This is a genomic window from Chryseobacterium tagetis, from assembly GCF_016735585.2.
Classification (GTDB): domain Bacteria; phylum Bacteroidota; class Bacteroidia; order Flavobacteriales; family Weeksellaceae; genus Chryseobacterium; species Chryseobacterium tagetis.
The window spans coordinates 670,725-684,273 of the sequence record NZ_JAERSE020000001.1 but is presented as its reverse complement, the minus strand read 5'-3'; the positions used below and the strand labels follow the sequence as shown (position 1 = coordinate 684,273).

The window sequence follows — 13,549 nt, the reverse complement described above, 5'->3', positions numbered from 1 at the left end:
TTTTATTTATTATTATTTATAATTAAGCTGTTACAGGTCTTTTTACAGGAGCATCATCTCTGTCGAATACTCTGTTGATCACTGCGTTTTGGTTTTTCTCAAACATTTTGTGACTTCCCGGAGCCGGAGCACCACTTGGTACCGGAGCTACTACCTCAATTCCTGTATCTCTGAAGTTTCTTAAGATATAAGACCAAGCTCCCATATTTTCTGGTTCTTCCTGAGCCCAAACAATAGATTTTCTGTTCTCATATTTAGCAAAAATAGCTTCAATAGCATCTGTTTGTAACGGATACAATTGCTCGAATCTTACTAACGCGATATTCTCTGCGTTTAATTCTTCTTTTTTAGCTAATAGTTCGAAGTATAGTTTACCTGAACAAAGAACCAATTTTTCTACTTTTTTAGGATCAGCAGTAGGATCGTCTAAAATCGGCTGGAATCCTTTGTTTGAGAAGTCTTCAAGCGGAGAAACCACTTTTGGATGTCTTAACAATGATTTTGGACTCATTACGATCAATGGCTTTCTGAATGCCCATTTCAACTGTCTTCTTAGTAAGTGGAAATAGTTTGCAGGCGAAGTGATGTTCGCAACTACCATATTTTCGTTAGCACAAAGCGTTAAGAATCTCTCTAATCTAGCTGAAGAGTGTTCTGCACCCTGTCCTTCTGAACCGTGAGGCAATAACATTACCAAACCGTCCTGAATTTTCCATTTTTCTTCTGCAGCTGCTAAATATTGGTCAACAATGATCTGAGCTCCGTTTACGAAGTCTCCGAATTGAGCTTCCCAAATTGTTAAAGTATTAGGAGAAGCCATCGCGTATCCGTAATCGAAACCTAAAACTCCGTATTCTGAAAGGTGAGAGTTGAATACATCAAATCTGTTTTCAGAAACGTGTCTTAGCGGTACGTATTCTTCTTCTGTATCTTCAGTTTTTACAACAGCATGTCTGTGAGAGAATGTTCCTCTTTCTACATCTTCTCCGGAAATTCTTATGTTGTGACCTTCCACAAGAAGTGTTGCATAAGCCAACCACTCTCCCAAAGCCCAGTCTAATGAGTTTCCTTCGATAGCTTTCAGTCTGTTTTCGAAAAGTCTTGTGATTTTATTCAAGAACTTTTTATCAGCCGGAAGTGTTGACATTTTAATTGCCAATTCTTTCAGCTTCTCTAAGTCATATTTTGTATCAACAGCATCCTGAACTGCTCCTCTCTTTCCGATCGGATAGTTTGTCCAGTCTTCTGCCATGAAAAGATCCATTACATTTTTCTCAATTTCTTTGGAAGCGTCAAAATCTTTATCTAAAAGTGCTTTGAAATCAGCCTCCATTTTAGCAATAACTTCGTTTGAAGTAATGCTGTCCTTCAATAATTTATCTTTATAAATTTCTCTTGGATTCGGGTGCTTAGAGATTGTTTTGTATAGGTTAGGCTGAGTAAATCTTGGCTCATCCCCTTCGTTATGACCATATTTTCTATATCCTAATAAGTCGATGTAAACGTCTTTACCAAACTTCGCTCTGAAATCAGCAGCAAAGTGAATCGCGTGAACTACAGCTTCTGCATCATCCGCATTTACATGCATTACAGGAGATTCTGTAACTTTTGCAATGTCTGTACAGTAAGTTGAAGATCGTGCATCCATATAGTTGGTTGTAAATGAAACCTGATTGTTTACAACGATATGAACCGTACCTCCTGTTCTGTATCCTTCTAACGTCATCATCTGAGCTACTTCGTAAGCGATACCTTGTCCGGCAATTGCTCCATCCCCATGAATGATGATTGGCAGCACTTTTGCGTAATCTTTATATTTGTTATCTACTTTTGCACGGCAAATTCCTTCTACAAGAGCAGCAACCGTTTCAAGGTGAGATGGGTTCGGAGTCAAGTTAATGGCAACTTCTTCTCCGGAAGCCGTTTTGATTTTTTTAGATGATCCTAAGTGATATTTAACGTCACCCGAGAATACATCTTCTTCAAATTCTTTTCCTTCAAATTCTGAGAAGATCTGTTTGTAAGATTTCCCGAAGATATTGGTAAGCACATTCAATCTCCCTCTGTGAGCCATCCCTAGAACAACTTCATCAACTCCAAGTTGAGAAGATCTTGAGATCAACTGATCCAATGCAGGAATCAAAGTTTCACCACCTTCTAATGAGAATCTTTTTTGTCCAACAAATTTTGTGTGAAGATAGTTTTCAAAAGCTACCGCCTGATTTAATTTTAATAAAATCTCTGTTTTTTCATTCGCTGAAAGATTCGGGTGGTTTTCGTTAACCTGAAGCCATTGCTTGATGAAATCTTTTTCTTCAACGTTGTTGATGTGCATATATTCCACACCGATAGAATCACAATAAATGTTTTCTAAGTGTGTAATCAGTTCCTGTAATGTTGCAGGTCCTTTCATTCCTGTTTCAACAGCACAGTTGAATTTTGTATTTAAATCTGACTTGTCTAGACCGAAGTTCTCGATATCTAAAGTCGGAGTATAATGTCTTCTTTCTCTAACCGGGTTTGTCTTTGTAAACAAATGCCCTCTTGTTCTGTATGCTTCAATAAGGTTGACTACCTTAAATTCTTTTTTGATGTGTTCAGGAACTTCTCCGTTGGCAGCCGCCTGAGAAATTTGCTGTACTGCAGGTGCAGATGGGGCCGAAGCCTGAATGTATTGAATACTTTCATCATCACCATAGTTCTCTAAAGCAAAATCGAAACCTTGAAAGAAGGCTTTCCATGATGGTTCTAAAGAGTCTGGGAATTTTAAATATTGTTGGTATAAATCCTCAATTAACTGAGAATGAGCTGCGTTTAGGAATGAAAATCTGTCCATTATTACAGTTTATCTATTATTAAAATTTATTTGTAGAATTAATCTTCAAATTTAATAAAAAAACAGATGTAAAGCAGCCCTAAATTATTAAAAATAACTATAAAAATGATATATTTCAGTAATTTACTTATAAACTGACAAAGATAACTTCATATTCACATTGTGATCTTCTGTAGGTCTCTCTATAAAAGTCTGGCGAATATCCCCAAAACGCATTTCGTCTTTCTTTGCTTTTTGAATAAGCTGCTGAATTGCTCTTATTCTTCCTTCATAAGTTCCTTTATAGTAGATAATATAATCCTGTGTAGGATTTATCGTTCTGAAACTAAAGTTATTATCTGTAATTCCTATTTTCTTAGATAAGGGGATCCCTATAAAATAAGACACCTCTTTATCTTTATAATTGTCTGCATCTGTGATCAAAACAGGGTATCCGAATTCGTCATCTTTTTTACCCAAATCCATGCTTACGTAGTTATACACTTTATTATAGTTCATCACTACGTTTTTATATAAAGCGTCTTTTTTATTCGAAGTACTGATGTTAATTCCCAATACGACCTTCTCTTCTTCTTTTTCAACCATCAGACTATCGTATTTTATGGCAGCCATCTGGTTGTCTTTTTCTACTTTATTTCCTAAAACATTTTTAAGATTGGCCATACTTTTATCAATATTTTCAGCAAATCTGTCTTCCGTCCAAAAGTTTTCAACTCTTCTCAGCACCGAAAGTTTTGGGGTATGAACATACCATGTAATTTTTGTTCTTTCAGGAGAAACCTCTTTAAATTTAACATCTACCAACGTAGGGTTTTCATTTTTATCTTCAAAAAGCTGGTATTTTAGAGTTTTGTTTTGATTTTCATAACGGATAAACATTTCTCCTCCTCTTTCGTTTTTAGTATCCACATAACTTATGGAACTTCCTCTTCCTTCGTAAGGAGTATAATAATCAATGTCTATGCTTTTAGAACTGGTAAAAAAATTGTTCCAACGCGTGAAATGCTGTAAGTTATTGAATTGAGAAAATACCTTATCTACAGGATAATCAATTTCTTTTTCAATCTGAAAATTTTTATTTTCCTCTACAAAAAAATACATGGAAGAAGCATAAGCTCCCACCACCAGAATAACAATTACCGCTAAGATTTTAAAAAAACGCATTGCACAAATGTAATACAAATAAAAAAAGTGACCAATATACCTGATCACTTGTTTATGTTAAAGAACGTTATTAAATATGAGTTCCCGGAGGTAAAACGGCTCCTTTTTTCACCACTACAATTCCGTCCTGAACAGAGTGGGTTCCGTAATCCCCGTCTTTTAAATGTTTTCCTCCTATAATTCTTACATTATCTCCGATATAACAGTTTTTATCTAAAATTGTTTTTTCGATGTAACAGTATTTCCCGACTCCCATATTCGGATTTCCTTTTTTATTATTTTTTAGAATTTCATCTGTATTCTGATAAAAATCTGAACCCATAATATAGGAATTCACGATTGTACTGCCTTTATCAATCCTTGTTCTGTTTCCTATAATTGAATTTTCAATTTTGTCTGCCATAATGATGCATCCGTCTCCGAAAATCGCTTTGCTTACATAAGAACCGTTAATTTTTGAAGGAGGCAACATTCTCGCTCTTGTATAGATTGGAGAAGTAGAAAACAAATTAAACTGCGGCAAATCCTGACATAAATCTAAATTAGCTTCATAAAAAGACTCGATCGTTCCAATGTCTGTCCAATATCCTTCATACTGATAGCTTAATGTTTTATATTTTCCGATTGAACTTGGAATAATATCACTTCCAAAATCATCTCCCGCTCCTTCATCAAACATTTTTTTAAGAATACTTTTAGTGAAAATATAAATTCCCATCGAAGCAAGATATTCTTTTCCTTTGTGCTTGTTTTCTTCTGAAACTTCAGATTTCAAATTATCTAATGCATCAAAAGCAGGTTTTTCCACAAAAGAAGTAATATTTCCTTCATCATCTGAACTTAGAATTCCAAAGCCTGTTGCATCTTTCGCATTGACAGGAATGGTTGCAATGGTAACATCCCCTCCTTTTTCAATATGAAAATCAAGCATTTCCCTAAAATCCATCTGATACAGCTGATCTCCGGAAAGAATGAGAATATAGTCATAATCATGTTTTTCCAGATGCTTCATCGATTGGCGGACTGCATCTGCTGTTCCCTGATACCAATTATCATTCTCCACATTTTGTTCTGCCGCCAGAATATCAACAAATCCTTTGCTGAAAATATCAAAATGGTATGAGTTTTTGATATGTGAATTAAGGGAAGCTGAATTAAACTGTGTTAGTACCAGTATTTTATTCAGTCCTGAGTTTAAACAGTTTGAAATAGGAATATCTACCAATCTGTATTTTCCTGCAATAGGAACAGCCGGTTTTGATCTAGTATACGTTAATGGAAAAAGCCGTGTGCCTCTTCCCCCACCAAGAACAATCGAAATAACATTGTACTTCATATATTTTTGCAATTTTTTTAACTATTACTATATAACTTCAAATATTTTTCCGCTGATGTTTCCCAAGCGAAATCAAAATTCATATTGGTATGAACAAGGTCAGTCATTACTTCTTTTTGAGTGTAAAGACTTAGCGCTCTGTTCATCGCATGAATCATATCATCTACTCCTGCAAAAGCAAAATTGAGCCCTGCTCCTCCTGTAGAAATATCGGCTACAGTATCTTTTAACCCTCCTGTATATCTTACTATCGGAATGGTTCCATACCGCATAGAATACATTTGGTTTAGCCCGCAAGGTTCAACCCGTGAAGGCATTAATAAGAAATCAGCCGATGCATATATTTTATGAGAAAGCTGTTCTTTATATCCCAAATCTAAGGCAAAATTGGTATACGTAATATCATATTCCTTCAGTTTATTTTCGATGTAAGCATCTCCTGATCCCAGAATGATTACATTTAACGCTCCATAACTCTGTTTTATGCTTCTCCAAACCATATCGGGTAACAAATCTGCCCCTTTTTCTCTTGCAAACCGTCCGATAAAAGCAAATAGAGGAAGCTCCGGTTTCAGATTATATTCTTTACAGATTTTCTCTTTATTCTTCTTCTTCTGTTCAATAGCATTTTTTATGTTATAATTAAAATCCAGCATAGGATCGGTTTCCGGATCCCAGACTTCGTTATCTATACCGTTGATGATTCCGTAGGCTTTTCCAAATTCCTGGCGCACCAAACTTTCCAAGCCTCTAAAGCTAATAAATAATTCTTCTAAATATCCTTCTGAAACTGTTGTAAAAGCATTACAGCATTTAATCATGCTCGCCAAAGGATTAATCTGACCTTTCCAATCCAGCAGTCCCCATTTATAGTGATCAAATGATGGGATGTATTTCGCCATTTCCCAGTTCATATTCCCCTGATATTCTCCATTATGAATGGTTCCAATCGTTTTAACTCCTTTTAAAAAAGCAAATTCGGAACAATTTTCAACCATAAAAGGAACTAACCCTGTATGGTAATCATGACAATGAAGCACATCCGGACGAATTTCCATTGCACTCAACCAATGTAAAACACCATGTTGAAAAGCAATAAACTGAAAGCTCTCGTCTGAATATCCGTAAGGATTTTCACGATCCAGAAGTCCCGGAATTTTCACCATATACAGTTCAAATCCCAATACATCGGTTTTCTCTTTCAGCACCTGAACCTGAAGCATATTCGGCCCCTGATGGATGAACCCATCAAAAACTATGTCAAACTCATGATTGTATATAAAAGATTTGCTATACCAAGGCATAACCACTTTTGCCTCAATTCCTTCTACTTTATTCTGGTATTTGGGAAGAGCTCCCACAACATCCGCTAATCCTCCTACTTTTGCTACCGGATAACATTCTGTACTTAGATGGTATATTGTCATATAATTTTCTATAAATGTTCTTTCTTGTGTCTTACTATTAATTCAGAATCTTATTTTCTAAATTTACTTCTGTGATTCTTATACTTCCTGTCTTTTGTCTGTTTAAGGATAATTCCGGCAAGAGGTGGCAATTTTATACTTATTGATTTTGGATGACGCATATAATCTTCATAATGTTCGTCAAATACTTCCGGAGCAACTCCACTTCCTGCGTATCTTTCATCATCAGAATTAAATATGATCTCCCAATGCGATCCTGCACTTACTCCTATCTTATAATCGATAACTTTAGGCAAAAGATTCAAAACAACCATGAATACATCATCTCTTCTTTTTCCTTTCCTTACATATACATATACTGAATTTTCCAGATCATCCGCTTCAATCCATTCAAAACCGTCTTTCTGAAACTGATTTTCATAAAAGGCAGGTTCTTCTTTATAAATAGAATTCAGATCTTTAATAAGAGTCTGCAATCCTTTATGAACGGGATATTGTAATAAATCCCAGTCCAAACTTTTAGTAAAATTCCATTCACTGGTTTGTCCAAATTCATTTCCCATGAACAAAAGCTTCGCTCCTGGATGTGTATACATATATACATACAAGGTACGAAGATTTGCAAACTTCTGCCATTCATCTCCAACCATTTTATAAATAAGGCTTGATTTCCCATGAACCACTTCATCATGCGATAGCGGCATCATATAATTCTCATTATACATATACATCGACGCAAAAGTGAGTTTGTGATGATGGTATTTTCTATTGCTAAATTCTTCATCAAAATAATCCAATGTATCATGCATCCAGCCCATCATCCATTTCATTCCAAAACCCACTCCTCCATCATGAACAGGTTTTGTCAGCATGGGAAAATCTGAACTTTCTTCTGCAATCGTGATAATAGCGTTACCAAATTCTTTATAAACAGCTGTATTAAATTCTTGTAAAAAAGATTTGGCTTCAAGATTTACATTACCTCCAAAAATATTAGGTTCCCACTCTCCTTCATTTCTTGAATAATCGAGATGAAGCATTGAAGTAACAGCATCCACTCTTAATCCATCCGCATGATAACGGTCCAGCCAAAACATTGCATTTGAAATCAAGAATGACTTCACTTCATTTCTTCCGTAATTGAAAATATAAGATTTCCATTCCGGATGAAATCCTTTTTTGGGATCATCATATTCGTACAAATAACTTCCGTCAAATTGATGAAGTCCGTTTGCATCTCCGGGAAAATGAGACGGAACCCAGTCTAAAATAACTCCTATATTGTTCTTATGAAGTTCATCAATTAAAAACATCAAATCCTGAGGAGAACCGAAACGTGAAGTCGCTGCATAAAAACCCGTAATCTGGTATCCCCAACTCGGATCATAAGGATATTCCATCACGGGCATAAATTCTACATGAGTAAATCCCAGATCTTTCACATAAGGAATTAACTCTGCTGCAATATCTTTATAATTTAAAAAAGTATTTTCTCCACTTTTTTTCCAGGAACCTAAATGTAGTTCATACACAGAGATCGGAGCTTCCAGGCTATTGTTTTTCCAGCGGTTTTCAATCCATTCCTGGTCATTCCATTCATACCAATTGGTAGAAACTAAAGAAGCTGCCTGTATATTTTGTTCCCAGCTCAATGCATAGGGATCGCTTTTTTCCAACATTTCACCATGTGCTGTTTCAATCGCATATTTGTATAAAGTGCCCCATGATAAACCTTCAATGAAGCCTTCCCAAATTCCGGATTCGTCCCATCTGGGATATAAGATATGATCTTTAGAATTCCATTTGTTAAAATCGCCTATCACAGAGACCTTTGTCGCCTGAGGTGCCCAAACTGAAAAATAAACTCCCGAAACACCTTCTTTCTCTAAGGAATGTGCTCCAAATCGTTCATACAATCTGTAATGTTTACCTTCTTTGAAAAGATAAATATCATGATCGGTAAAAAGAGTATATGTTTTAACGGAATTCATATTCAAATGATTTTGAAATAAACGCATCAGAAAAAGTATTTCAAAATCTATTTTATTTTAAAATTTGGATGTCTCTCAAATATATAACTTTCTCGCCTTTATTTTAAAAGTTTTTATCATTAAATTTAAGTAATAGCTTTTTATTACTTAAAAAAATTGACTTACTCAAATTAACAAATTATATTTTCAATAAAACCCTCTATTAATTAGTAAAAATAAAATTTTAACATTATTTTATTACATTCCATTCTGTTTTGGCACGTAATTTACTTACATAATGATATCAAATCTTAATTATTAACTTTTAAAATCAGAGATCATGGGAAATAAAACAAATGGCTTATTGGCTTTATTAGGTTTAGGAGCTTTAGCATATTGGAAATATAAAAAGTCTACCCCAGAACAACAGCAGGCTGTAAAAGATAAAATCAACTCAGCAAAAGATAATCTGAATAAATGGGGAAGCGACATAAAAAATAAAGCTAATGAGGTAGCTTCTCAGGTTCAGGATAAAGTTGAAGAAACTAAAGCGAAAGTTCAGGATTCAAACTTTTAATATATCAACACAATTTAACATTCATATACACAACAGAAAAAGCCATCATAATGATGGCTTTTTCTGTGCCTGTAAAGCATACACCAATGGAATTTTATTTCCGAACTGCGGAATCCGCCATTTTCCTTTCTCAAATTCTTCCACATGCCTGAAGCAGGGATAAGGAGACCAGTCATATTCTTGAAAGCTTTGAAGTCCAATATTGTTTTTCATGAGATTCTGAAGTACTTCTGCCAAAGAGTGATTCCACATTATATATTCCTGTTTAATATCTGCAGACTGATCGGCATAAGTTCCTTCATAGGTTTCTATGATAGGTTTTTCATTAAAGTAATTATAGGCAACTTTTGTAAAGTCATCATCAAACATCCAGACAACAGGATGAAACTCTGCCATGATGAATTTTCCGTCATCTTTCAGAAAATGGTTTATAATTTTTGCCCATTTATCCAAATCAGGTAACCAGCCAATTGTACCATAACTGGTAAAAACTGTATCATATTTTTCATTTAAACAATCAGGAAGGCTATAAACATCAGAACAAATAAACTCTGTATCTGCCCCGCATTTCTGAGCCAGATCTTTTGCTGTTTCGATTGCTTTTTTTGATAAATCTATGCCGGTAACTTTCGCTCCCATTCTGGATAAAGAAATTGAGTCTTGCCCAAAATGACATTGTAAATGGAGTATTCTTTTATCTGTAATATCTCCCAAAAGCTCTAATTCTATTGAATTTAGAGAAGTTCTTCCCTTCATAAATTCATCTACAAAATAAAAATCTGATTTTAGATGCAATTCAACTTTTGCGTCCCAAGATCTTTTGTTAATCTCCAAATAATTCTCCATTATGTTATTTATAATATGAATACTTTTTCATTACCAAATATATCACTAATTAATGAAAACAAACCTTATCATTGTAAAAATTCACATTTTTTTTACATAAATTCACAGTTCAATACGCAAAAAAATATATACATTTGTAACTAACACAATAAACTGGAATTTATAAAAACTAAATAACGATCATTATTCAAAAATAAAACATGCTCATGTTAAACTTAAAAAAGGGAGATTTCTTTACTCTAAAAAAAAACACTGAAGAAAACCTTACTAACTTCTGTTTAGGGGTGAGCTGGCCAACGGTAAAATTATCCTTACCTTTTTTTCAAAGTCTTTTTAACAGAAAAAATGTACCAGAAATTGATCTTGAATTAGCTTGCTCTATGTTCGATAAAAACGAAGATAGAATTGATTGGATCCATTTACCTAAGTATAACAGCTGGCTTATTCAAAACAATCTTCCATTGGGAAAATTGATTTCCAAAGACGAAGCTTTTAAATATCAGGAAAACAGTACTCCTTCTTTAAAAAATTCGGATAAAAAATTAATTAACATCAATTTAGAAAAGATTAATTCTGAAATTGATCAAATCTTTTTTTACCTTCATATTAATCCTAAAAAAATCAATACTATAGATCTTTCCCTAATCCCTTCTGTAACCGTACAGATGTATGAAGGAAATATTCATCAGATCACAGAAACACATTTTCAATTTGAAATTCCAAAGGATGAAGACTCAGCGAAAAAAGGGACCTTACTTTTAGGCAGGCTCCTAAAGGTAAATCATGAATGGAAATTTGAAGCGATTGGTAAGAATTTACAGGATAAAAAACTTGTCATGCAGAAAAAGTGGCAGGAATATTTTTCTTAAATAAGTAAAACGTAAATAAAATATATAAAGAAATTCCGGCTATTCTTATATGAATAGGCCGGAATTTAATTTTTATCTAAATATGATTTATCCTAAAAACTCTTGCTGAGAAATTGTTGTTTGCTCACCTGTTCCTAGGTTTTTAAATCTTACTGTGCCATTTTTAATCTCCTCTTCGCCTAAAAAAGCAAGGTTTTTAATTCCTTTCTTTTCTGCGTATGTAAATTGTTTATTTAATTTAGCATTTTCTGGATAGAGTTCTGCAGAAATTCCTTTTTCTCGTAACTGATTAATCAGCTTCAAAGATTCCAGTATTTCTTCTCCTCCGAAATTAGCAAACAGATATTCAATATTTGCTGTGGCTTCTACAGGGAAAAGATTCAACTCTTCCATCACAAGATAAATTCTATCTAGACCGAATGAAATCCCAATTCCCGGAACATTTTTTACTCCAAAAACTTCGGTAAGGTTATCGTATCTACCTCCACCACCAATAGATCCCATTTGTGCTTCATCTGCTTTTACCTCAAAAATAGCACCTGTATAATAATCTAAACCTCTTGCCAAAGTAATATCAAAAACAAGATTCTGAATATCAACTCCTAAATTAACCGATTGTGTAAGAACAAATTCTAGCTCTTCAACTCCTTTCAATCCGGTTTCATTTCCTGCGAATTTTTCTTTCAGTTGAAGAAGGTTTTCTAAGGCATCATTCGATTGATTAAACAGGAAATCAAGTTTATCAATAGAATCCTGAGCAATTCCTCTTTCTAACAGTTCTTTTACAACTCCATCTTTTCCGATTTTATCTAACTTATCCAAAGCAACCGTAAAATCAATAAGCCTATCTGTAATTCCAGCGTATTCAGCTAAACCGGAAAGAATCTTTCGGTTGTTGATGTGAATCGTTACTGAAACATTCAGTTGTGAAAATGATTTCAAATAAAGCTGTATCAATTCAACTTCCTGCCAAAGGCTTTCACTTCCTACGACATCTGCATCACACTGATAAAATTCTCTAAATCTTCCTTTTTGAGGACGATCTGCTCTCCAAACCGGCTGAATCTGGTAACGTTTATAAGGAAACGTTAGCTTTCCATGGTTCATGGCAACAAACCTTGCAAAAGGTACGGTAAGATCATAACGAAGGGCTTTATCTGAAATCTGAGAAGTCAGTTTCTGATGGTTTTTATTTTCCCAGTCTTCCTGATTGACTTTCGAAGTATAATCTCCTGAATTTAAAATTTTAAAAATTAAGCGATCTCCTTCTTCACCATATTTCCCAGTCAATGTAGACAGGTTTTCAAAACTAGGCGTTTCTAATGGCTGAAAACCAAATAATTCAAAATTTTTCTGTAAAATATTGATAATATATCTTCTTCTGGAAACTTCTAAAGCTGTAAAGTCTCTCGTTCCTTTCGCTAAACTTGGTTTCATTTTATAAATGATGATTGATAGTTGATAAATGATTGTGTATGCAAAAGTAAGGATTTACAAAGACTTTTCCGTCATCAAAAAGCCAAAGAAATACATCCTTTGGCTTTGGAAATAATAAATCATCATTTGTGTTTGTGTTTGTTTTGATTTTATTTCAATTTTTAATCATATGCTTTCTAAAATTTCTAAAATTTCTTCTCCGTAATTTTCAATTTTATGCTTTCCGAAACCTTTGATATCTAATAATTCTTCTTTTTTAACTGGTTTATATTTGGCAACAGAAGTCAGTTCTTTATTGGTTGCAATAAAATAGGAAGGAAGATTTTGTTCTCTGGCTTTTTCTGATCTCCATAGTTTCAATGCATCTAATATTTTAATATCATCTTCATTCAGAGCTTCATCTTCGGCAGAATATTTTACATATTTAGTGTCTTTTACACTGTTTACTAAATGTTTAACTTCATCATAATAAAAGATAACCGACCAAAAATTTTCATCATGCACAAAAGCAGTTTCAACGTTTAGTATTTGATGTTCATTCAGAAACTGATCAATATTTTTTTGATCGATGCGCAGAAATTCTTCTGCAATTCTCACTTTTAAAACTTTAATTTTCATCTGATGTGTGTTTTTAATTATTTTAATACTAGTAATATTATTTACCTCCTAAAAGTAAGATCCCGTCTACTCTTATTTCTGTAATATATTTCTTAATTCCATCCTTGTCATCATATGATCTGTACGTTAATTTTCCTTCTATGGCAATTTCCTTTCCTTTGGGAACATATTTCTGAAAAATCTCAGCAGTTTTTCCAAATGCAACCAGGTTATGCCATTGTGTTTCTTCTACTTTCTCTCCTTTTGCGTTCGTATAATGATCATTGGTAGCTAAAGACACGCTTGCCTTACTATTTCCACTCTCGAAATTTGTAATTTCTACTTCTTTTCCTGTGTAACCAATCAATGTTACTTTGTTTCTTAGTGACATAATTTTATTATTTTATAAATTCAACAATCAGATAAGAGACGCTCACTGTTTTCTCAAATCTCTGTTGCAAAGATTCTGGAAATCTGCATCTTGAATCGG

The 13,549-nt window shown here is 33.9% G+C and carries 11 protein-coding genes; 2 read left to right on the top strand and 9 right to left on the bottom strand.

The annotated features are described in order from the left end of the window. Window positions 1–22: 22 nt before the first annotated feature. The 5 genes from JI747_RS02925 to glgB all read right to left on the bottom strand — a co-directional run bounded on the left by JI747_RS02925 (window position 23) and on the right by glgB (window position 8,754). Window positions 23–2,836, bottom strand: a complete 2,814-nt coding sequence (locus tag JI747_RS02925; protein ID WP_225686170.1) for a 2-oxoglutarate dehydrogenase E1 component — start codon at window positions 2,834–2,836, stop codon at window positions 23–25. Between the two features lie 123 nt (window positions 2,837–2,959). Beyond that, complete coding sequence (locus JI747_RS02920; protein WP_225686169.1) at window positions 2,960–4,000, bottom strand: SRPBCC domain-containing protein; 1,041 nt, start codon at window positions 3,998–4,000, stop codon at window positions 2,960–2,962. A gap of 70 nt (window positions 4,001–4,070) precedes the next feature. Beyond that, window positions 4,071–5,336 carry a glucose-1-phosphate adenylyltransferase gene (locus JI747_RS02915; protein WP_225686168.1) on the bottom strand — a complete coding sequence of 422 codons (1,266 nt, stop codon included), beginning with the start codon at window positions 5,334–5,336 and terminating at the stop codon, window positions 4,071–4,073. Between the two features lie 17 nt (window positions 5,337–5,353). Then, the gene (locus JI747_RS02910) at window positions 5,354–6,763 is read right to left on the bottom strand and encodes a glycogen synthase (RefSeq protein WP_225686167.1); all 1,410 of its coding nucleotides are present in this window, start codon (window positions 6,761–6,763) and stop codon (window positions 5,354–5,356) included. 50 nt (window positions 6,764–6,813) lie between these two features. Next, window positions 6,814–8,754 (bottom strand): 1,4-alpha-glucan branching protein GlgB, encoded by a 1,941-nt coding sequence (gene glgB / locus JI747_RS02905; RefSeq protein ID WP_225686166.1) that lies wholly within the window; start codon window positions 8,752–8,754, stop codon window positions 6,814–6,816. A 319-nt stretch (window positions 8,755–9,073) separates the two neighbouring features. Here glgB and JI747_RS02900 point away from each other — a divergent pair, with 319 nt between their 5' ends. Further along, the gene (locus tag JI747_RS02900) at window positions 9,074–9,310 is read left to right on the top strand and encodes a YtxH domain-containing protein (protein ID WP_225686165.1); all 237 of its coding nucleotides are present in this window, start codon (window positions 9,074–9,076) and stop codon (window positions 9,308–9,310) included. A 45-nt stretch (window positions 9,311–9,355) separates the two neighbouring features. Here JI747_RS02900 and JI747_RS02895 read toward each other — a convergent pair whose 3' ends face one another. Further along, window positions 9,356–10,156 (bottom strand): class I SAM-dependent methyltransferase, encoded by an 801-nt coding sequence (locus JI747_RS02895; protein ID WP_225686164.1) that lies wholly within the window; start codon window positions 10,154–10,156, stop codon window positions 9,356–9,358. A 206-nt stretch (window positions 10,157–10,362) separates the two neighbouring features. Between JI747_RS02895 and JI747_RS02890 the strand changes: the two genes are divergently transcribed. After that, entirely contained in the window at window positions 10,363–11,025 is a 663-nt protein-coding gene (locus tag JI747_RS02890) for a TerD family protein (RefSeq protein WP_225686163.1), read from the top strand. 87 nt (window positions 11,026–11,112) lie between these two features. On the opposite strand, the gene hisS is transcribed toward JI747_RS02890, so the two are convergent. The 3 genes from hisS to JI747_RS02875 all read right to left on the bottom strand — a co-directional run bounded on the left by hisS (window position 11,113) and on the right by JI747_RS02875 (window position 13,450). Next, window positions 11,113–12,462 carry a histidine--tRNA ligase gene (gene hisS / locus JI747_RS02885; protein ID WP_225686162.1) on the bottom strand — a complete coding sequence of 450 codons (1,350 nt, stop codon included), beginning with the start codon at window positions 12,460–12,462 and terminating at the stop codon, window positions 11,113–11,115. Between the two features lie 165 nt (window positions 12,463–12,627). Beyond that, window positions 12,628–13,080, bottom strand: a complete 453-nt coding sequence (locus JI747_RS02880; protein ID WP_225686160.1) for an HRDC domain-containing protein — start codon at window positions 13,078–13,080, stop codon at window positions 12,628–12,630. 37 nt (window positions 13,081–13,117) lie between these two features. After that, window positions 13,118–13,450: a single-stranded DNA-binding protein gene (locus JI747_RS02875; RefSeq protein ID WP_225686157.1), complete on the bottom strand. Its 333-nt coding sequence runs from the start codon at window positions 13,448–13,450 to the stop codon at window positions 13,118–13,120. Window positions 13,451–13,549 lie beyond the last annotated feature (99 nt).

Excerpts from the sequence above, each read along its gene's own strand:
- JI747_RS02925 (WP_225686170.1), bottom strand. The coding sequence starts at position 2,836 with ATGGACAGATTTTCATTCCTAAACGCAGCTCATTCTCAGTTAATTGAG.
- JI747_RS02920 (WP_225686169.1), bottom strand. The coding sequence starts at position 4,000 with ATGCGTTTTTTTAAAATCTTAGCGGTAATTGTTATTCTGGTGGTGGGA.
- JI747_RS02915 (WP_225686168.1), bottom strand. The coding sequence starts at position 5,336 with ATGAAGTACAATGTTATTTCGATTGTTCTTGGTGGGGGAAGAGGCACA.
- JI747_RS02910 (WP_225686167.1), bottom strand. The coding sequence starts at position 6,763 with ATGACAATATACCATCTAAGTACAGAATGTTATCCGGTAGCAAAAGTA.
- glgB (WP_225686166.1), bottom strand. The coding sequence starts at position 8,754 with ATGAATTCCGTTAAAACATATACTCTTTTTACCGATCATGATATTTAT.
- JI747_RS02900 (WP_225686165.1), top strand. The coding sequence starts at position 9,074 with ATGGGAAATAAAACAAATGGCTTATTGGCTTTATTAGGTTTAGGAGCT.
- JI747_RS02895 (WP_225686164.1), bottom strand. The coding sequence starts at position 10,156 with ATGGAGAATTATTTGGAGATTAACAAAAGATCTTGGGACGCAAAAGTT.
- JI747_RS02890 (WP_225686163.1), top strand. The coding sequence starts at position 10,363 with ATGTTAAACTTAAAAAAGGGAGATTTCTTTACTCTAAAAAAAAACACT.
- hisS (WP_225686162.1), bottom strand. The coding sequence starts at position 12,462 with ATGAAACCAAGTTTAGCGAAAGGAACGAGAGACTTTACAGCTTTAGAA.
- JI747_RS02880 (WP_225686160.1), bottom strand. The coding sequence starts at position 13,080 with ATGAAAATTAAAGTTTTAAAAGTGAGAATTGCAGAAGAATTTCTGCGC.
- JI747_RS02875 (WP_225686157.1), bottom strand. The coding sequence starts at position 13,450 with ATGTCACTAAGAAACAAAGTAACATTGATTGGTTACACAGGAAAAGAA.